Source organism: Pseudomonas reinekei, from assembly GCF_001945365.1.
Classification (GTDB): Bacteria; Pseudomonadota; Gammaproteobacteria; order Pseudomonadales; family Pseudomonadaceae; genus Aquipseudomonas; species Aquipseudomonas reinekei.
The window spans coordinates 27,391-45,716 of sequence record NZ_MSTQ01000009.1 but is presented as its reverse complement, the minus strand read 5'-3'; the positions used below and the strand labels follow the sequence as shown (position 1 = coordinate 45,716).

General features: G+C 61.2%; 16 protein-coding genes. 9 read left to right on the top strand and 7 right to left on the bottom strand.

Translation table 11 applies throughout. The annotated features are described in order from the left end of the window. Nucleotides 1-136: 136 nt before the first annotated feature. The gene (csrA, locus tag BVK86_RS16140; protein ID WP_075947371.1) at nt 137-328 is read left to right on the top strand and encodes a carbon storage regulator CsrA; all 192 of its coding nucleotides are present in this window, start codon (nt 137-139) and stop codon (nt 326-328) included. Here the strand turns inward: csrA and BVK86_RS16135 are convergent. The 5 genes from BVK86_RS16135 to mnmC all read right to left on the bottom strand — a co-directional run bounded on the left by BVK86_RS16135 (nt 317) and on the right by mnmC (nt 7,749). Further along, complete coding sequence (locus tag BVK86_RS16135) at nt 317-544, bottom strand: YheU family protein (protein ID WP_003199186.1); 228 nt, start codon at nt 542-544, stop codon at nt 317-319. The genes csrA and BVK86_RS16135 overlap by 12 nt on opposite strands. Nucleotides 545-724: 180 nt before the next feature. After that, complete coding sequence (locus BVK86_RS16130) at nt 725-1,915, bottom strand: osmoprotectant NAGGN system M42 family peptidase (RefSeq protein WP_075947370.1); 1,191 nt, start codon at nt 1,913-1,915, stop codon at nt 725-727. 143 nt (nt 1,916-2,058) lie between these two features. Continuing rightward, complete coding sequence (gene ngg / locus BVK86_RS16125; RefSeq protein WP_075947369.1) at nt 2,059-3,810, bottom strand: N-acetylglutaminylglutamine synthetase; 1,752 nt, start codon at nt 3,808-3,810, stop codon at nt 2,059-2,061. Nucleotides 3,811-3,813: 3 nt separating this feature from the next. Further along, nucleotides 3,814-5,586, bottom strand: a complete 1,773-nt coding sequence (locus BVK86_RS16120; protein ID WP_075947368.1) for an N-acetylglutaminylglutamine amidotransferase — start codon at nt 5,584-5,586, stop codon at nt 3,814-3,816. 177 nt (nt 5,587-5,763) lie between these two features. Next, nucleotides 5,764-7,749, bottom strand: coding sequence for a bifunctional tRNA (5-methylaminomethyl-2-thiouridine)(34)-methyltransferase MnmC2/FAD-dependent 5-carboxymethylaminomethyl-2-thiouridine(34) oxidoreductase MnmC1 (gene mnmC / locus BVK86_RS16115; RefSeq protein ID WP_075947367.1), 1,986 nt, complete (start codon nt 7,747-7,749; stop codon nt 5,764-5,766). A 160-nt stretch (nt 7,750-7,909) separates the two neighbouring features. Between mnmC and pap the strand changes: the two genes are divergently transcribed. Continuing rightward, nucleotides 7,910-9,433, top strand: coding sequence for a polyphosphate:AMP phosphotransferase (pap, locus tag BVK86_RS16110; RefSeq protein ID WP_075947366.1), 1,524 nt, complete (start codon nt 7,910-7,912; stop codon nt 9,431-9,433). Between the two features lie 102 nt (nt 9,434-9,535). Next, on the top strand, nt 9,536-10,720 hold the full coding sequence (locus BVK86_RS16105) for a thiolase family protein (RefSeq protein WP_075947365.1): 1,185 nt from the start codon (nt 9,536-9,538) through the stop codon (nt 10,718-10,720). Between the two features lie 124 nt (nt 10,721-10,844). On the opposite strand, the gene BVK86_RS16100 is transcribed toward BVK86_RS16105, so the two are convergent. Further along, on the bottom strand, nt 10,845-11,039 hold the full coding sequence (locus BVK86_RS16100) for a DUF6316 family protein (RefSeq protein WP_075947364.1): 195 nt from the start codon (nt 11,037-11,039) through the stop codon (nt 10,845-10,847). Between the two features lie 207 nt (nt 11,040-11,246). Between BVK86_RS16100 and BVK86_RS16095 the strand changes: the two genes are divergently transcribed. Continuing rightward, the gene (locus BVK86_RS16095) at nt 11,247-12,206 is read left to right on the top strand and encodes a DMT family transporter (RefSeq protein ID WP_075947363.1); all 960 of its coding nucleotides are present in this window, start codon (nt 11,247-11,249) and stop codon (nt 12,204-12,206) included. Nucleotides 12,207-12,312: 106 nt separating this feature from the next. Here the strand turns inward: BVK86_RS16095 and BVK86_RS16090 are convergent, their stop codons facing one another. Beyond that, nucleotides 12,313-13,707, bottom strand: a complete 1,395-nt coding sequence (locus BVK86_RS16090) for a class II fumarate hydratase (protein WP_075947362.1) — start codon at nt 13,705-13,707, stop codon at nt 12,313-12,315. A 192-nt stretch (nt 13,708-13,899) separates the two neighbouring features. Here BVK86_RS16090 and BVK86_RS16085 point away from each other — a divergent pair, with 192 nt between their 5' ends. The 5 genes from BVK86_RS16085 (at nt 13,900) to BVK86_RS16065 (ending at nt 18,269) form a co-directional block, all read left to right on the top strand. After that, nucleotides 13,900-14,424: a DUF2059 domain-containing protein gene (locus BVK86_RS16085; RefSeq protein WP_075947361.1), complete on the top strand. Its 525-nt coding sequence runs from the start codon at nt 13,900-13,902 to the stop codon at nt 14,422-14,424. 12 nt (nt 14,425-14,436) lie between these two features. Then, on the top strand, nt 14,437-14,736 hold the full coding sequence (locus BVK86_RS16080) for a BolA family protein (protein ID WP_075947360.1): 300 nt from the start codon (nt 14,437-14,439) through the stop codon (nt 14,734-14,736). Between the two features lie 142 nt (nt 14,737-14,878). Beyond that, nucleotides 14,879-15,820: an oxygen-dependent tRNA uridine(34) hydroxylase TrhO gene (trhO, locus tag BVK86_RS16075; RefSeq protein ID WP_075947359.1), complete on the top strand. Its 942-nt coding sequence runs from the start codon at nt 14,879-14,881 to the stop codon at nt 15,818-15,820. 36 nt (nt 15,821-15,856) lie between these two features. Continuing rightward, on the top strand, nt 15,857-16,459 hold the full coding sequence (locus tag BVK86_RS16070; protein ID WP_173668864.1) for a DsbA family protein: 603 nt from the start codon (nt 15,857-15,859) through the stop codon (nt 16,457-16,459). Further along, entirely contained in the window at nt 16,452-18,269 is a 1,818-nt protein-coding gene (locus tag BVK86_RS16065) for an ABC transporter ATP-binding protein (protein WP_075947357.1), read from the top strand. The genes BVK86_RS16070 and BVK86_RS16065 overlap by 8 nt, the downstream gene beginning before the upstream one ends. The last annotated feature ends 57 nt before the right edge of the window (nt 18,270-18,326 follow it).

The window sequence follows — 18,326 nt, the reverse complement described above, 5'->3', positions numbered from 1 at the left end:
TACAAGTTTTGTCAGACGTTTCCGTCAGCACCTTGGTTGCGGGCTGTAAGTTCATTCTGGATTACCGTTGCTGCCTTGAAGGCCTGACCTGCGCCGGGCATCTTCAGGGCTCGGTAATCCTTAAAGGACCAGGGCCATGCTTGTACTCAGTCGCGTTGTGGGCGAAATGATTTCCATCGGTGACGACATTTCCATCCGCGTTGTCGCCGTCAATGGCAACAACGTGCGTTTCGGCATCGAGGCGCCGAAGACCGTCAATGTGCATCGGTCGGAGATTTACGATCGCATCAAGCGCAACCTGCCCCGACAGAAAAAATCAGTCGAATAGATGCTTGGGCACATCGTGCTTGAGCATTAGCTGGCACTGCTCGCTTTCCGGGTCGAATACGATCAGTGCCTGACCTTTGGTCAATGCCTGGCGCACCCGCAGAACACGGGTTTCCAGCGGCGTGTCATCGCCATTGTCGGTGCCGTCGCGGGTCACGAAATCCTCGATCAGGCGGGTGAGGGTGTCGACTTCAAGTTGGTCGTGGGGGATGAGCATAGGCACCTCGGGTGAACAATCTGGCGATGCTACGGCGAATGGGCGAGTGCGGCTAGTTCTGACTCCCCGGTTGACTGCACCATCGCCATTGCAAGCAGGCTCGCTCCTGCAGTTAATCGCGTAGATGTGAGAGCGAGCCTGCTCGCGATAGCGCCAGATCAGTCAACAAAAATGCAGGGATCAACTCTCCGACCGCTGCCCCACCAGGCTGTCCACCGACGGCACCCGCGTATCGCTTTCCATCTGGGTGTCGTGCTCGATCTGGTGACTGAACCGGTCCAGTGACCCTGTGGCAGGTTGGGCGTCGCTGGCGAAGACCGGCGGGCTGAGGATGTAGGCGCCGAGCAGGCGGCTCAGGGCTGCAAGGCTGTCGATGTGGGTACGTTCGTAGCCGTGGGTCGCGTCGCAGCCGAAAGCGAGCAGGGCGGTGCGGATGTCATGGCCGGCGGTGACCGCCGAGTGTGCATCGCTGAAGTAGTAGCGGAACAGATCGCGGCGCACGGGCAAGTCGTTATCGCTGGCCAGGCGCAGCAAGTGTCGCGACAGGTGGTAGTCGTAAGGCCCGCCCGAGTCCTGCATCGCGATGCTCACCGCGTGTTCGCTGGAGTGCTGGCCCGGGGCGACTGGCGCGATGTCGATGCCGACGAATTCGCTGACGTCCCACGGCAATGCCGCCGCGGCGCCGCTGCCGGTTTCTTCGGTGATGGTGAACAGGGGATGACAGTCGATCAGCAGTTCCTCACCACTGTCGACGATGGCTTTCAGCGCCGCCAGCAGTGCCGCGACCCCGGCCTTGTCGTCGAGGTGACGGGCACTGATGTGACCGCTTTCGGTGAACTCCGGCAGCGGGTCGAAGGCGACGAAATCGCCGACGCTGATGCCCAGCGAATCGCAATCGGCGCGCGTCGCGCAGTAGGCATCCAGGCGCAGTTCGATGTGGTCCCAACTGATTGGCATTTCATCCACGGCCGTGTTGAAGGCGTGCCCGGACGCCATCAAGGGCAACACGCTGCCACGGATCACGCCGTTGTCGGTGAACAGGCTCACCCGGCTGCCCTCGGCAAAACGGCTGGACCAGCAACCTACCGGAGCCAGGGTCAGGCGACCGTTATCCTTGATAGCCCGCACGGCTGCGCCGATGGTGTCCAAGTGGGCGGAAACGGCGCGGTCGGGGCTGTTTTTCTTGCCCTTGAGGGTGGCACGGATGGTGCCGCGACGGGTCATTTCAAAGGGAATGCCCAGCTCTTCCAGGCGTTCGGCGACATAGCGCACGATGGTGTCGGTGAACCCGGTCGGGCTGGGGATGGCGAGCATTTCCAGCAGGACTTTTTGCAGATAAGTCAGGTCGGGCTCTGGGTATTTGATAGTCATGGAAACTCCTGATGAGTGAAGAGCATCGATGGTTTCGATGAGTGAAAACGTTGTCGTCTGTTGAGCCGCCATCGCGAGCAGGCTGGCTCCTGCATTGGGACGCGTCCCCCTTGCAGGAGCGGGCTTGCCGATCAGGCTCTACATCAATAGGAAGCTGCTGGCTGGCTATGCGGAAACAACAAATCCACAAAACGCTCAGCCGTCGGTTGTGGCTCGTGGTTGGCCAGCCCGGCGCGTTCATTGGCTTCGATGAACACATACTCGGGCTGATCGGCGGCAGCCACCATCAGATCCAGGCCCACCATCGGAATGTCCAGCGCGCGGGCAGCGCGCACGGCAGCGTCCACCAGGGTCGGGTGCAGGATCGCGGTGACGTCCTCGAGAATGCCGCCGGTATGCAGATTCGCCGTACGCCGCACGAACAGATGCTCGCCCGCCGGCAGGATGCTGCTGTAGTCGTAACCGGCAGTGTGCAAGGTGCGCTGGGTTTCGTGGTCCAGGGGGATTTTGCTTTCGCCGTCGGTGGCTGCCTGGCGACGCCGGCTTTGGGCTTCGATCAGCGCGCCGATGGAATGCTGACCATCACCCACCACTTCCGCCGGCCTGCGAATGGCTGCCGCCACCACTTCAAAGCCGATCACCAGAATGCGCAGGTCGAGGCCTTCATGGAAGCTTTCCAGCAACACACGGCTGTCGAACTGGCGGGCTGACTCGATGGCTTGCTGGACCTCTTCGATGCTCTGCAAATCCACCGCCACGCCCTGGCCTTGTTCACCGTCCAACGGTTTGACCACCACACGCGAGTGTTCGTCGAGGAACGCCAGGTTGTCATCGGCATTTGCGGCCAGTTGTTGCGCGGGCAAGTTCAAGCCGGCCGCCTTGAGCACTTTGTGGGTCAGACTTTTGTCCTGGCACAGGCTCATGCTGATGGCGCTCGTCAGGTCGCTGAGGGATTCACGGCAGCGCACGCGTCGCCCGCCGTGACTGAGCGTGAACATCCCGGCCTCGGCGTCATCGACCTGCACATCGATCCCGCGCCGATGCGCTTCTTCGACGATGATCCGTGCGTAGGGGTTGAACTCGGCTTCGGGGCCCGGGCCGAGAAACAACGGCTGATTGATGCCGTTCTTGCGCTTGATGGCGAATGTCGACAGGTTACGAAAGCCGAGCTTGGCGTAGAGGTTTTTTGCCTGGCGATTGTCGTGCAATACCGACAAGTCGAGGTAACTCAGCCCGCGGCTCATGAAGTGTTCGATCAAATGCCGCACCAGCACTTCACCGACGCCAGGCCGCGAACAGTGCGGATCGACCGCCAGGCACCAGAGGCTGCTGCCGTTTTCCGGATCGTTGAATGCCTTGTGATGATTGAGACCCATGACGCTGCCGATCACCGCGCCGCTGTCCTCGTCCTCAGCCAGCCAGTACACCGGGCCGCCGAGGTGTCGCGGGGTCAGCAAAGTCGCGTCGATCGGCAGCATGCCGCGTGCCTGGTACAGCTGATTGATCGCATTCCAGTCCGCTTCGCTCTGGGCGCGGCGGATGCGAAAGCCGCGAAACACCCGAGTGGCCTGACGGTAGTCGCTGAACCACAGGCGCAAGGTGTCGGACGGGTCGAGAAACAATTGGGTCGGTTCCAGCCCCAGCACTTGCTGGGGGGCGGCGACGTACAGCGCAATATCGCGTTCGCCGGGCTGCTCGTTGAGCAGCTCCTTGGCGAGGCTGGCCGGATCGGCAAAGGTATGGCCGATCAGCAGGCGGCCCCAGCCGCAATGCACGGCAATCGGCTCGCCGCCCAGTGCGCTGCCGTCTTCGGCCAGGCGCGCCTGCAAGCGTTCGTAAGAGGGCGCCTGACCGCGTAACAAGCGTTGGCTGAACGCCGTGGCGTGAGGTTTCATCGATCAGATTCCTTGTTCACTGAGCCACAGGTTCAGGGCCGCCAGTTGCCACAGCTTGGAGCCGCGCAGCGGGGTCAATTGCCCTTGCGGGTCAGTCAGCAGCCGGTCGAGCATGGCCGGGTTGAACAGGCCGCGATCCTGGCTGGGGTCGAGCAACAACTCGCGCACCCAGTTCAGCGTGTCACCCTGCAAATGCTTGAGACCCGGCACCGGGAAGTAGCCTTTCTTGCGGTCGATCACTTCACTCGGGATCACCAGCCGCGCCGCTTCCTTGAGCACCTGTTTGCCACCGTCCGGCAGTTTGAATTTACCCGGCACTCGGGCCGACAACTCCACCAGGCGATAATCGAGAAACGGTGTGCGTGCTTCCAGGCCCCAGGCCATGGTCATGTTGTCGACGCGTTTGACCGGGTCGTCCACCAGCATCACCGTACTGTCCAGGCGCAGGGCTTTGTCCACCGCCGCATCGGCACCCGGTTGTGCGAAATGTTCCTTCACGAAGTCACCGGCAGCGTCGTTCGCAGTCAGCCATTTCGGCTGCACGGTGGCGGCGTAATCGTCGTAGCTGCGGTCGAAAAACGCTTCGCGATAGGCCGCATACGGATCGCTGGCGCCGTCCACCTGCGGGTACCAGTGGTAGCCGGCAAACAGTTCGTCGGCGCCCTGGCCGCTTTGCACCACTTTGCAATGCTTGGCCACTTCCCGGGACAGCAGATAGAACGCGATGCAATCGTGGCTGACCATCGGTTCGCTCATTGCGCGGAACGCAGCGGGCAGTTGCTCGATGATCTCTTTTTCGTCGATCCGCAGCTGATGGTGCTGGGTGCCGTAGTGTTTGGCGATCAGGTCCGAATACTGGAACTCGTCGCCGCGTTCGCCACCGGCATCCTGGAAGCCGATGGAAAACGTCGACAGGTTTTCAACACCGACTTCACGCAACAAGCCCACCAGCATGCTCGAATCGACACCGCCGGAAAGCAGCACGCCGACATCGACCGCTGCCCGTTGGCGAATCGCTACGGCCTCGCGGGTGCTGTCGAGCACGCGGTCGCGCCAGTCTTCGAGTGTCAGATTCATCTCATCGGCGTGTGGGCCGTAGGGCAGGGTCCACCAGGTTTTCTGCTCGGTACGGCCGTCGGCTTCGATGCGCATCCAGGTCGCGGGCGGCAATTTTTCGATGCCGGCCAGCAAGGTGCGTGGCGCCGGGACCACCGCATGAAAATTCAAATAATGATTGAGCGCCACCGGGTCGAGGATCGGGTTGATGTCGCCCCCCTTGAGCAGCGCCGGTAACGCCGAGGCAAAGCGCAGGCGCTGGCAGGTGCGCGACAGGTACAGCGGTTTTACACCGAGACGGTCGCGGGCGATGAACAGGCGTTGTGCATCACGCTCCCAAATGGCGAAGGCAAACATGCCGTTGAGTTTCGGCAGCAGCGCTTCACCCCAGGCGTGAAAGCCTTTGAGCAGCACTTCGGTGTCGCCACCCGAATAGAAGGCATAACCGAGCGCTTCCAGCTCGGCACGCAATTCAGGGTAGTTGTAGATGGCGCCGTTGAAGGCCAGGGACAGACCCAGTTGGTTGTCGATCATCGGCTGCGCCGAGCCGTCCGACAGGTCCATGATTTTCAGGCGTCTGTGGCCCAGGGCAATCGGCCCCTGGCTGTGAAAACCCCAGGCGTCGGGGCCGCGTGGTGCCAGGTGATGGGTAATTCGTTCAACCGCCGCGAGGTCTGCAGGTTGATGATCAAAACGTAACTCGCCAGCTAATCCGCACATAAATTCCTTACCGGTTTTTCCGTTGGGGAGGGGCAATCGATACCGCGCCAAAACGGCGGGTACTCAGAAACTGACCCGGCTCATTCCCCGGAGTTTTAGACCGATAAGTTATAAAGAGCGCAAGCCCTTCCGGTAGAGCGGCCGTCACCCAGCCAGCCGGTTCCTGCAAGGGCCGAGTCAGGCGTGGGTGCGGCGGATCAGGTTGCGCAGCGCAAACCGGTTCGGGTGACAGGCTTCGGCCACGCTTCTGGGCAGGGGCAAGGGTTCGTCATTCAGCCAGGCGGCCAGCAGTTCTCCGGACAGCGGTGCGGTGATCAAGCCGCGTGAGCCGTGGCCGCTGTTGACGTACAAACCGTCGAGCCACGGGCATTCGACATCCGGCACCTGCCGGGCGTCCTTGCTCAGGGCGGCGTACGCCTGGGCAAATGCCTGGTTGTCAGCCAGCGGCCCGACGATTGGCAGGTAGTCGGGGCTGGTGCAACGGAAGGCGGCGCGCCCCTCGAGGCTTTCAGGGGCCAGTTCGGCGACGTGTAATCGGCTGACCAGATCCTCGGAAATCTCTTCGAGCATGGCCAGGTTGCCCAGGTGTTCGGCGGTGGTCGGGGTCAGGTCATCGCTCTTGAAGTCGAAACTCGCGCCCAGTGTGTGCTCGCCCAGACGCGCCGGGGCGACGTAGCCTTCGGCGCAGACCACCGTGCTCAACGCCTGACTTTGCGGGGTTTGCATCAGGCGGGTGATTTGCCCGCGAATGCGTTTGAGTGGCAGCCCGGCGCTTTGCGCAAAGCGCTGGATCTCGGCGGCACCGGCCAGCACCACCACCGGAGCGCTGGCGAGCAAGCGTTCACCGTCACAGGCTTGCCACTGGCCATCGACCTTGCGCAATTGCACGGCATCGTGGTGCGTCAGCAATTGAATGTCGGGGTGCGCAGCCTGCCATTGGCACAGCGCCGGAGGATGCACCCAGCCACCTTCTGGATAGTACAAGCCACCGTGCGCCAGACCGATCCCCGCCAGCGCCTGGGCCTGGGGCTGGTCGACCTGGTGCAGCAGGTCCGCAGGAAACGCCGCGGCCAGTTGCGCCTGACGTTCGCTTTCCTTGGCGTTGAACGCCAGTTGCAGCACGCCGCAATCGTCCCAATCGGTGCCGCGTTGCAGGTGTTCGAGTTGGCGTCGGGTGTAACCGAAGCCGCTGACGATCATTTGCGACAGCGCGGTGCCGTGAGCGGATAACTTGAGGTAAAGCACGCCTTGCGGATTACCGGAGGCTTCCGGGGCAAGGTCGGCGTGGCGCTCGAGGACGGTCACCTGCCAACCCCGCGCCGCGAGACTGGCCGCGCTGGCACAACCGGCCAGGCCGGCACCGATCACCAGTGCGCGGCGTTCGCCGGCCAGCGGTGCAGGTCGGGCGAACCAGGGCTTGGCGGGTAATGGCGCGGGAACCTCCTGCGGCCAACCCAGAAACTCGCCGCGCAGGATCTCCCATTTATGGCCGATGCCCGGCGTGCGTTTCATCTTGAAACCGGCGGCGTTGAGGAGTCGCCGGACCCAACCGGTGCTGGTGAATGTGCTGATGGTCGAGCCTGGGGCGGCCAGTCGCGCCAGTTCGACGAACAGCTCGGCGGTCCACATGTCAGGATTTTTCGCCGGGGCAAACCCGTCGAGAAACCAGGCGTCGATTTGCGCGTCCAGTTGCGGCAGTTGTTCCAGCGCATCGCCGATCAGCAAGGTCAGGGTCACCCGGCCGTTGGCCAGCGTCAGCCGCTGAAAGCCTTGATGGATGGCCACGTATTGCGCCAGCAGTTGATCGGCCAACACCTTGAGTTCGGGCCACAGCGCCAGGGCGCGTTGCAGGTCGGCGGGGCTCAACGGGTACTTTTCGACACTGACAAAATGCAGCCGCGCACCGACCGGCGCGTGTTGCTCGAACACCTGCCACGCGCACAGAAAATTCAACCCGGTGCCAAACCCTGTCTCGCCGATAACCAGCCGGCCATCGTGCGGCAACGCGGCAAAGCGTTCAGCCAGACGGTTCTGCTCGATGAACACATAGCGGGTTTCATCCAGCCCCGACTTATCGGAGAAATACACATCGTCGAACAGGCGCGAATAGGGACGACCCTGGTCGTCCCAATCGAGCTGGGCGTGGGGCAATACAGGTTTCATGGCAGGCTCGGTCACGGCAAGGTGGCCATTCTAGCCGATCGCGGGGGCCGTGCTTGATCCGCCTTTGTGGCGAGGGAGCTTGCGCCTGCAAAAATTGGATTTCTTCCACGTGACACCGGTCAATCCGCTAGTCTTGCTCACATCTGGAAGGGAGCCGTTCATGTTCGAATCCGCTGAAATCGATCACACCATCGACAAAGAAACCTACGACGCCGAAGTGCCCGCACTGCGCGAAGCCTTGCTTGAAGCGCAATTTGAACTGCAGCAGCAGCGCCGGTTTCCGGTGATCATCCTGATCAATGGCATCGAAGGTGCCGGTAAGGGCGAGACGGTCAAATTGCTCAACGAGTGGATGGACCCGCGCTTGATCGAGGTCCGCACGTTCGATCAGCAAACTGATGAAGAGCTGGCGCGGCCACCAGCCTGGCGTTACTGGCGGATGCTGCCGGCCAAGGGGCGCATGGGCGTTTTCTTTGGTAATTGGTACAGCCAGATGCTGCAGGGCAGGGTGCATGGCGAGTTCAAGGACCCGCGTCTCGATCAAGCCATCAACGGTGCCGAGCGCCTGGAAAAGATGCTGTGCGATGAAGGCGCACTGATCGTCAAGTTCTGGTTCCACCTCTCTAAAAAACAGATGAAGGCGCGGCTTAAAGCGTTGGCCGACGATCCATTGCACAGCTGGCGCATCAGCCCGCTGGACTGGCAGCAATCGCAGACCTACGACCGCTTCGTGAAGTTCGGTGAGCGGGTCTTGCGCCGCACCAGTCGTGACTATGCGCCGTGGCATGTCATCGCCGGGATGGATGCGCGCTACCGCAGCCTGGTGGTGGGCAAGATTCTGCTCGACAGCCTGAACGGTGCGTTGAAGCGGCCGAAGATCCATCCCGAAAAAGTCAGCGCCGCACCGATGTTCCCCAGTGTCGATCAGGTCAACCTGCTCGACAGCCTGGACCTGACCCTGCACCTGGAAAAAGACGATTACGAGGAACAGTTGGTGACCGAACAGGCTCGGCTTTCCGGGTTGATGCGTGACAAGCGCATGCGCCGGCACGCGCTGGTTGCGGTGTTCGAAGGCAATGACGCCGCAGGCAAGGGCGGGGCGATTCGGCGAGTGGCGGCGGCGCTCGACCCACGGCAATACAACATCGTGCCGGTTGCCGCGCCCACTGAAGAAGAGCGCGCGCAACCGTACCTGTGGCGCTTCTGGCGACACCTGCCGGCGCGGGGCAAATTCACCGTGTTCGACCGCTCCTGGTATGGCCGGGTGCTGGTGGAGCGTATCGAGGGCTTCTGCAGCCCGACGGACTGGTTGCGCGCCTACGGTGAAATCAATGACTTCGAGGAGCAGATCGCCGACGCCGGGGTGGTCGTGGTCAAATTCTGGCTGGCCATCGATAAACAGACGCAACTGGAACGCTTCCAGGAGCGTGAAAACATCCCCTTCAAACGCTTCAAGATCACCGAGGATGACTGGCGCAATCGGGACAAGTGGGACGACTATCGCGCCGCTGTCGGCGACATGGTCGACCGCACCAGCACTGAAATCTCGCCCTGGACATTGATTGAAGCCAGCGACAAGCGCTGGGCGCGGGTCAAGGTCTTGCGCACGATCAATCAGGCACTGGAAGCAGCCTTCGAGAAGTCCGAAAAGCGCGCCAGGAAGGAAAACAAAGGCAAGAAGTGAGGCGATGGTCGCGCATACGCAGGGTGAATGATTGTCGCGGTCGGTCATTGAGTGGGCTTATGCTCGGTCCACTCTCAACCGACAACAACAATGAGGTATGCCATGCGTGAAGTGGTGATCGTCGACAGCGTGCGGACCGGCCTGGCCAAATCCTTTCGCGGCAAGTTCAACCAGACCCGTCCGGACGACATGGCCGCGCATTGCGTCAACGCCTTGCTGGCGCGCACCGGCATCGACCCGGCCAGCGTCGAGGACTGCATTGTCGGCGCCGGTTCCAATGAAGGCGCCCAGGGCTACAACATCGGTCGTAATGTCGCGGTGCTGTCGCGTTTGGGCATCGGCACGGCCGGCATGACCCTCAACCGCTTCTGCTCGTCAGGCCTGCAGGCGATTGCGATCGCCGCCAATCAGATCGCTTCGGGTTGCAGCGACATCATTGTCGCCGGTGGTGTCGAGTCGATCAGCCTGACCATGAAGAGCGTCAACACCGATAATCTGATCAACCCGCTGCTCAAGGAGCGGGTGCCGGGTATTTATTTCTCGATGGGCCAGACCGCCGAAGTCGTCGCTCGCCGTTACGGCGTCAGCCGCGAAGAACAGGATCTGTACGCCCTGCAAAGTCAGCAACGCACCGCCCAGGCGCAGGCAGCTGGGCTGTTCGACGATGAAATCGTGCCGATGGCGGTGAAGTACCGCGTTGAGGACAAGGCCACCGGTCAGGTACAGGTGCTCGACGGCATCGTTGATCGCGATGACTGCAACCGTCCCGACACCACGCTGCACAGTCTGGCCGGATTGAATCCGGTGTTCGCCGAGGAGGGTTCGGTCACCGCCGGCAATTCGTCGCAGCTGTCGGACGGCGCTTCGATGACGTTGGTGATGAGCCTGGAAAAAGCCCTGGCGCTGGGCTTGAAGCCGAAAGCGTTTTTCCGTGGTTTTACCGTGGCAGGTTGCGAACCGGATGAAATGGGCATCGGCCCGGTGTTTTCGGTGCCGAAACTGCTCAAGGCCAAGGGTTTGCAGATGGGCGATATCGATCTGTGGGAACTCAACGAAGCATTCGCCTCGCAGTGCCTGTATGCGCGTAATCGGCTGGAGATCGATAACGAAAAGTACAACGTCAACGGCGGCTCAATCGCCATCGGCCACCCGTTCGGCATGACCGGTTCGCGTCAGGTCGGGCACATTGTTCGCGAGTTGCAGCGGCGTAACCTGCGCTACGGCGTCGTGACCATGTGCGTGGGTGGCGGGATGGGAGCGACCGGGTTGTTTGAGGCGGTGCGGTAAACGCGTCGGATTTTGTTGGTGACTGTTATATAGCTATCGCTAGCAGGCTAGCTCCCACACTGGATCTGTGTCGCCTATCAGACCCCTGTGGGAGCTGGCCTGCTAGCGATAAAGGCGACTCGGTTTATCTATTTACCGCCATATTCTGCATCCGCTCGATATACGCCTGAATTTCCCGCGCAGCCGCCTCGGCACTCTCAAACGGCCCCTCGAGGGTGTTTTCCCGGGTGCTGAAAAACAACTCTCCATTGACCCGGCACAACCGGTCGCTGCGAAAGTGCAGGGCGGGGGCGTTATCCTGGGCACGCATGCCATACATGGCGATCTCCTGAAATTTTCCTGGCGTGGATCCAATCAGCTTATGCAAGAACCACTTGTGGCGCGTGGCGATCCGATCGACGGCAGATCGCCAATTTAACGTTGCGACCTGCACAGTTTCATTCGCGGCCAGACGCCAACTGTCCCTGTGTGCCACACGCCGGTGCGCCTAGAATGGCGGTTCTTGCCATTGGGTTTCGGGGTTCGCATGCACATTTCATCGGGTCGCTGGGTGTACGGTTTGTTTCTGGCCCTGCTGACCGCGCTGCTGTGGGGAATCCTGCCGATCAAACTCAAGCAGGTCTTGCTGGTGATGGACCCGGTCACGGTCACCTGGTTTCGCCTGATGGTGTCCGGCAGCTGTCTGTTCATTTATCTGGCCGCGACCAAACGTCTGCCAAGCCGCAAAGTGCTCGGCCCGCGCGGCGGCTGGCTGGTGGCGATGGCCGTGCTCGGGCTGGTGGGCAACTACGTGCTGTACCTGATGGGGCTCAACCTGCTCAGCCCCGGAACCGCGCAACTGGTGGTGCAGATGGGGCCGATCATGCTGCTGATCGCCAGCCTGTTTGTATTCAAGGAGCGTTTCAGCGTGGGGCAGGGGATTGGCCTGCTGGTACTGCTGATCGGGTTCGCGCTGTTTTTCAATCAACGACTGACCGAGTTGTTGACGTCGTTGAGCGATTACACCGCCGGTGTGTTGCTGGTGTTGTTGGCGTCCACGGTCTGGACCTTCTATGCCTTGGGGCAGAAGCAACTGCTGACGGTGTGGAATTCATTGCAGGTGATGATGGTGATCTATCTGTTCTGCGGGCTGTTGCTGACGCCGTGGGTGCAGCCGCTTGAGGCGCTGGAGTTGAACCCGTTGCAAGGCTGGTTATTGCTGGCGTGTTGCATGAACACCCTGATCGCCTACGGCGCGTTTGCCGAAGCGCTGGCGCATTGGGAAGCGTCGCGGGTCAGCGCGACGCTGGCGATCACGCCATTGGTGACCTTTGGCGCGGTCGCCATCGCCGCCTGGCTGTGGCCGGACTATGTGCATGCCGAGACCATCAATGGCTTGGGGTATGGCGGCGCGGTGCTGGTGGTGCTGGGGTCGGCGCTGGTCGCGTTGGGCCCTTCGCTGATTGCCGGGCTCAAGGCGCGCAAGATGCGGATGGCGGCTAACTAGGCCGCGTCATCGTTCATCGCGGGCAGGCACGCACCCCTTTGGCTGCGTGCACAGTTCTGTGGGAGCGAGCCTGCTCGCGAAGGCGACCTGACAAACACTACAACACTCAGCCCTTTGCCCCGGCCTCCAGCATATTCTCCGGCCTTACCCACGCATCGAACTCTTCATCAGTCAGATACCCCAACTCAAGAGCAGCCTCACGCAAGGTCAGCCCTTCGGCGTAGGCCTTCTTGGCGATCTCTGCCGATTTGTCATAGCCGATATGCGGGTTGAGCGCCGTCACCAGCATCAAGCCTTGCTCCAGGTGCTCAGCCATTTTCCCGGCATCCGGCTCCAGGCCGGCAATGCAGTGCTGCTGGAAGTTGCTGCAGCCATCGCCCAGCAGGCGAATCGATTGCAGCAGGTTGTGGATGATCACCGGTTTGAACACGTTCAGTTGCAGATGACCCTGGCTCGCGGCGAAACCGATGGCGACGTCGTTGCCCAACACCTGACAGGCGAGCATCGACAGCGCTTCGCACTGGGTCGGGTTGACCTTGCCGGGCATGATCGAGCTGCCGGGTTCGTTGGCCGGGAGTTTCACTTCGGCGAAGCCGGCGCGAGGCCCGGAGCCCAACAGACGCAAATCGTTGGCGATTTTCATCAGCGTCACGGCGAGGGTTTTCAGGGCGCCCGACAGCGTCGTCAGCGGCTCGTGCCCGGCCAACGCCGCGAACTTGTTTGGTGCGGTAATGAACGGCAGGCCGGAAAGCGCGGCCAGTTCGGCGGCGATGGCTTCACCGAAACCGTGGGGGGAGTTCAGCCCGGTGCCGACCGCCGTACCGCCCTGGGCTAGCTCACACACCGCCGGCAGGGCGCTGCGAATGGCCCGCTCGGCGTAATCGAGTTGCGCTATAAATGCCGAAATTTCCTGGCCGAACGTGATCGGCGTGGCGTCCATCATGTGCGTGCGGCCAGTCTTCACCAGTTTCATGTGGCGCGCCGACAACTCGGCCAGACCGCCCGACAGTTCGCTGATCGCCGGTAGCAAATGGTGCTGCACGGCCTGCACGGTGGCGATGTGCATGGCGGTGGGGAAGCAGTCGTTGGAACTCTGGGAGCGGTTGACGTGATCGTTGGGGTGCACCGGCGACTTGCCGCCACGCGGGTTGCCGGCCAGTTCGTTGGCACGGCCGGCGATCACTTCGTTGACATTCATGTTGCTCTGGGTGCCACTGCCGGTTTGCCAGACCACCAGCGGGAATTGATCGTCGTGCTGACCGTCGAGCACTTCATCCGCCGCTTGTTCGATCAGCCGGGCGATGTCGGCGGGAAGGTCGCCGTTGCGATCATTGACCCGGGCCGCCGCTTTCTTGATCAGCGCCAGGGCGTGGAGCACGGCCAGCGGCATGTGTTCGTTGCCAATGGCAAAGTTGACCAGCGAGCGTTGCGTCTGAGCGCCCCAGTAGGCTTCTTCCGGGACTTCAACCTCGCCCAGACTGTCGGTTTCAATACGGCTCATCGGTCACACTCCTGTAGGTCTGTTTGCGCAATTTAGGCCGTGATCACCGGCCGCGGTTCCATCTGTCACGATTCTGACCATTGAACCCCTCTAAATCAGATGCGACAAGGGTTGGGGTTGAGCGCCACACTTTTTTAGGCGCAGAATGGACGTCCTTGGGGTTTTACCTCGTCTGCTAGTAAAGGAAACTCGATGACTCGTCTTCGTGCCATCTGTACCGCGGTTGCATTGGTTTGTGCCAGCGGCCAGGTTTTTGCCGACACCGCCAGCCACAACGCCAGTGCCGAGGCTTTCCTGACTCTGGCGCATGCTGACAAATTGGGCACTCCGGTGTACATGCAGGTCCAGCAGATGTTCGCCCAGCGCTTCCAGCAAACCAAGGCCCCGGAATCGAAAAAAGCCGTGCTCGAAACCTACCAGGCCAAGGCTAACGCCGCGCTGGACCAGGCCATTGGCTGGAACAAGCTGAAACCGGACATGGTCAAGCTCTACACCACCAACTTCACTGAATCCGAGCTCAAGGACCTGGTTGCGTTCTACAAGTCGCCGCTGGGCAAGAAAGTCCTGGAAAAAATGCCGCAGCTGACCCAGCAATCGGCCCAGATGACCCAGGCCAAGCTGGAAAGCGCGGTGCCGGTGGTCAACAAACTGCTGGCTGACATGACGGCCGAGCTGGAGCCCAAAGGCGCCGCCGAGCCAGCCAAGAAAAAGCCTTGAGCGGAGTTCGGTATGACCATGCAACAACGCATCGAATCGACGCTGGGCCTGCTTCAGCCGCAGCATCTGCAGGTGCTTGATGAAAGCCACATGCACAGCCGCGGGTTGCAGACCCACTTCAAGGCTGTGGTTGTCAGTGCGCAGTTCGAAGGCCTGAACCGGGTCAAGCGCCACCAGAAAGTCTACGGCACGCTCGGCGAGCTGATGGGCGAGTTCCATGCGTTGGCGCTGCACACCTACACGCCTGAAGAATGGGCACAGATCGACGCGGCCCCGGCTTCGCCGACCTGTGCCGGTGGCAGCAAACACTAAAGATCACCACCTGTAGGAGCCAGCAAGCCGGCTCCTACAGGGTTGGCTTTTTTGGTAGAATGCCCAACGCGCCGCTCACCCGGCGCGTTTTTTTTCGCATCCGGTTCACCCCTTACGAGGGTAGCCACCTGGAGATTTACCCATGACACAACAGATTGTCGTGGCGGCACTGTATAAGTTCGTCACCCTGGAAGATTACGTTGACCTGCGCGAGCCACTGCTCAAGGCGATGGTCGACAACGGCATCAAAGGCACCCTGCTGATTGCCGAAGAAGGCATCAATGGCACCGTGTCCGGTAGCCGCGAAGGCATCGACGGGTTGATGGCCTGGCTCAAGAACGATCCGCGCATGGACGACATCGACCACAAAGAGTCGTACTGCGACGAACAGCCGTTCTACCGCACCAAAGTCAAACTCAAGAAAGAAATCGTCACCCTCGGCGTCGAAGGCGTGGACCCGAACAAAAAGGTCGGCACCTACGTTGATCCGCAGGACTGGAACGCGTTGATCAGCGATCCGGAAGTGCTGCTCATCGATACCCGGAACGATTACGAAGTCTCGATCGGCACCTTCGAAGGCGCCATCGACCCGAAAACCACCAGTTTTCGTGAATTCCCCGACTACATCAAAGCCAACTTCGACCCGGCCGTGCACAAGAAGGTCGCGATGTTCTGCACCGGCGGCATTCGCTGCGAAAAGGCATCGAGCTACATGCTCAGCGAAGGCTACGGTGAGGTCTATCACCTCAAGGGCGGCATCCTGAAGTACCTCGAAGAGGTGCCACAGGAAGAAACCAAGTGGCAGGGCGACTGCTTCGTGTTCGACAACCGCGTGACCGTTCGCCACGACTTGAGCGAAGGCGATTACGATCAATGTCACGCCTGCCGCACGCCGGTCAGCGTCGAAGATCGCGCTTCGGAGCACTACGTGGCCGGCATCAGTTGCCCGCATTGCTGGGACAAACTGAGCGAGAAAACCCGTCGCAGCGCCATCGATCGGCAAAAGCAGATCGAACTGGCCAAGGCCCGCAACATGCCTCACCCGATCGGTTACAACTATAAGCAAGCATCTTCCGAGGCCTGAACCATGACTGCGCGCCTGCTCTATGTGATGGACCCGATGTGTTCCTGGTGCTGGGGTTTTGCTCCGGTTGCAAACGCGTTGGTGGAGCAGGCGGCGGCCGCCGGAGTAGACGTGCATCTGGTGGTGGGCGGTTTGCGCACCGGCAGTGGCGCCGCGCTGGAACCGACCACCCGGCGCTACATTCTCGAGCACTGGCAGGCGGTCACCGAGGCTACCGGCCAGCCGTTCAAGCGCGAAGGCGCATTGCCTGACGGTTTTGTCTACGACACCGAACCTGCCTGCCGGGCACTGGTGACGGCACGTAACCTGGCGCCGGATTGCGCGTGGAAACTGCTCGGGCTGATTCAGCAGGCCTTTTACGCTGAAGGTCGCGATGTCACCCGGGCCAGTGTTCTAGTGGAGTTGGCCGATCAGGCCGGTCTCCCGCGAATTGAATTTGCCGCAGCGTTCGACCGTGCCGATACGCACGCCGCGACATCGGCGGACTTCGCCTGGGTTCAGGATCTGGGCATCGCCGGTTTCCCTACGCTGCTGGCTGAGCGAAACGGCCAATTGGCGTTGCTGACCAATGGCTATCAGCCTTTGAGCGAATTATCCCCGCTGCTCGGCCGCTGGCTGGAGCGCGCTGCCTGTGCATGATCTGCCCGACGAAGCCGTAACCGCTAAACGTGTCGACCGCTTGAGCTGGGCGGAAATCCGTCGCCTGGCCCTCCATCACAAGAAATCCCTCTGGATCGCCAACGGCGTGGCCGTACTGGCGACGCTGTGCAGCGTACCGATCCCGTTACTCCTGCCGTTGCTGGTGGACGAAGTGCTGCTGGGGCACGGCGATGCCGCACTGAAAATCATGAACCTGGCGCTGCCTGATGTTTGGCAAAAAGCCGCGGGTTACATCGGCCTGATGCTGGTGGTGACGCTGGCCCTGCGTTGTGCCGCGTTGCTGTTCAACGTGCTGCAGGCGCGATTGTTCGCCGCGCTGGCCAAAGACATCGTCTACCGCATTCGTATCCGCCTGATCGAACGCCTCAAACGCATCTCGCTGGGTGAGTACGAAAGCCTGGGCAGCGGCACGGTGACCACGCATTTGGTCACCGACCTCGACACGCTGGACAAATTTGTCGGCGAAACCCTCAGCCGCTTCCTCGTGGCCATGCTGACCCTGGTCGGCACCGCCGGGATTCTGATGTGGATGCACTGGAAACTGGCGTTGTTGATTCTGCTGTTCAACCCACTGGTGATCTACGCCACGGTGCAGTTGGGCAAGCGGGTCAAGCACCTGAAGAAACTCGAAAACGACAGCACGTCGCGCTTCACCCAGGCCCTGACCGAAACCCTGGACGCGATCCAGGAAGTGCGCGCCGGCAACCGCCAGGGTTACTTCCTCGGTCGTTTAGGGCTGCGGGCCAGGGAAGTCCGCGATTACGCGGTTAACTCACAATGGAAAACCGACGCCTCGAACCGTGCCAGCGGTTTGCTGTTCCAGTTCGGCATCGATATTTTCCGTGCTGCCGCCATGCTCACCGTGCTGTTTTCCGACCTGTCCATCGGCCAGATGCTCGCGGTGTTCAGCTATTTGTGGTTCATGATCGGCCCGGTCGAACAGCTGCTGAACCTGCAATACGCCTTCTACGCCGCCGGTGGTGCGCTGTCGCGGATCAACGAATTGCTGTCGCGCGCCGATGAGCCGCAATACCCCAAGGGCGTGGACCCGTTTACCGGGCGCGATACCGTGGGTATCGAGGTTCAAGGCCTGAGTTTCGGTTATGGCGACGAACTGGTGTTGAGCCAGATGAACATGTCCATCGCCCCCGGTGAGAAGGTTGCGATTGTCGGCGCCAGTGGTGGCGGCAAGAGCACGCTGGTGCAGCTGCTGCTCGGCTTGTACACGCCGCTGGCCGGGACCATCCGCTTCGGCGGCTCGACCCAGCAGGAGATTGGCCTGGAAACAGTGCGGGAAAATGTCGCCGTGGTCCTGCAACATCCGGCGCTGTTCAATGACACCGTACGCGCCAACCTGACCATGGGCCGCGAGCGCAGCGACGAAGCCTGCTGGCAGGCGCTGGAAATCGCTCAGTTGCACGCCACCATCCGCGATTTGCCCAATGGCCTGGACAGCATCGTCGGGCGCTCCGGCGTGCGTTTGTCCGGTGGGCAGCGCCAGCGTCTGGCGATTGCGCGAATGGTATTGGCGGAACCGAAAGTGGTGATTCTCGACGAGGCCACCTCGGCGCTGGACGCCGCCACCGAATACAACCTGCATCAGGCGCTGGCACGGTTCCTGAGCAACCGCACCACGCTGATCATTGCCCATCGACTTTCGGCAGTGAAACAGGCCGACCGTGTATTGGTGTTCGACGGCGGGCAGATTGCCGAAGACGGCGATCACCAGCAGTTGATCGCCGACGGCGGCTTATATGCCAAGTTGTATGGTCATTTGCAACAAATGTAAGTCTTGAGGCCGAATGAATGAATGCTGTTTGAAGCGTATTTGAAGCCCCACAACAAG

Bases quoted from the DNA above. Each gene is read 5' to 3' on its own strand.
- BVK86_RS16095 (WP_075947363.1), top strand. From the start codon at position 11,247: ATGCACATTTCATCGGGTCGCTGGGTGTACGGTTTGTTTCTGGCCCTG.
- pap (WP_075947366.1), top strand. From the start codon at position 7,910: ATGTTCGAATCCGCTGAAATCGATCACACCATCGACAAAGAAACCTAC.
- mnmC (WP_075947367.1), bottom strand. From the start codon at position 7,749: ATGAAACCTGTATTGCCCCACGCCCAGCTCGATTGGGACGACCAGGGT.
- BVK86_RS16120 (WP_075947368.1), bottom strand. From the start codon at position 5,586: ATGTGCGGATTAGCTGGCGAGTTACGTTTTGATCATCAACCTGCAGAC.
- trhO (WP_075947359.1), top strand. From the start codon at position 14,879: ATGACACAACAGATTGTCGTGGCGGCACTGTATAAGTTCGTCACCCTG.
- BVK86_RS16070 (WP_173668864.1), top strand. From the start codon at position 15,857: ATGTGTTCCTGGTGCTGGGGTTTTGCTCCGGTTGCAAACGCGTTGGTG.
- BVK86_RS16100 (WP_075947364.1), bottom strand. From the start codon at position 11,039: ATGTATGGCATGCGTGCCCAGGATAACGCCCCCGCCCTGCACTTTCGC.
- ngg (WP_075947369.1), bottom strand. From the start codon at position 3,810: ATGAAACCTCACGCCACGGCGTTCAGCCAACGCTTGTTACGCGGTCAG.
- csrA (WP_075947371.1), top strand. From the start codon at position 137: ATGCTTGTACTCAGTCGCGTTGTGGGCGAAATGATTTCCATCGGTGAC.
- BVK86_RS16130 (WP_075947370.1), bottom strand. From the start codon at position 1,915: ATGACTATCAAATACCCAGAGCCCGACCTGACTTATCTGCAAAAAGTC.
- BVK86_RS16105 (WP_075947365.1), top strand. From the start codon at position 9,536: ATGCGTGAAGTGGTGATCGTCGACAGCGTGCGGACCGGCCTGGCCAAA.
- BVK86_RS16090 (WP_075947362.1), bottom strand. From the start codon at position 13,707: ATGAGCCGTATTGAAACCGACAGTCTGGGCGAGGTTGAAGTCCCGGAA.
- BVK86_RS16135 (WP_003199186.1), bottom strand. From the start codon at position 544: ATGCTCATCCCCCACGACCAACTTGAAGTCGACACCCTCACCCGCCTG.
- BVK86_RS16080 (WP_075947360.1), top strand. From the start codon at position 14,437: ATGACCATGCAACAACGCATCGAATCGACGCTGGGCCTGCTTCAGCCG.
- BVK86_RS16085 (WP_075947361.1), top strand. From the start codon at position 13,900: ATGACTCGTCTTCGTGCCATCTGTACCGCGGTTGCATTGGTTTGTGCC.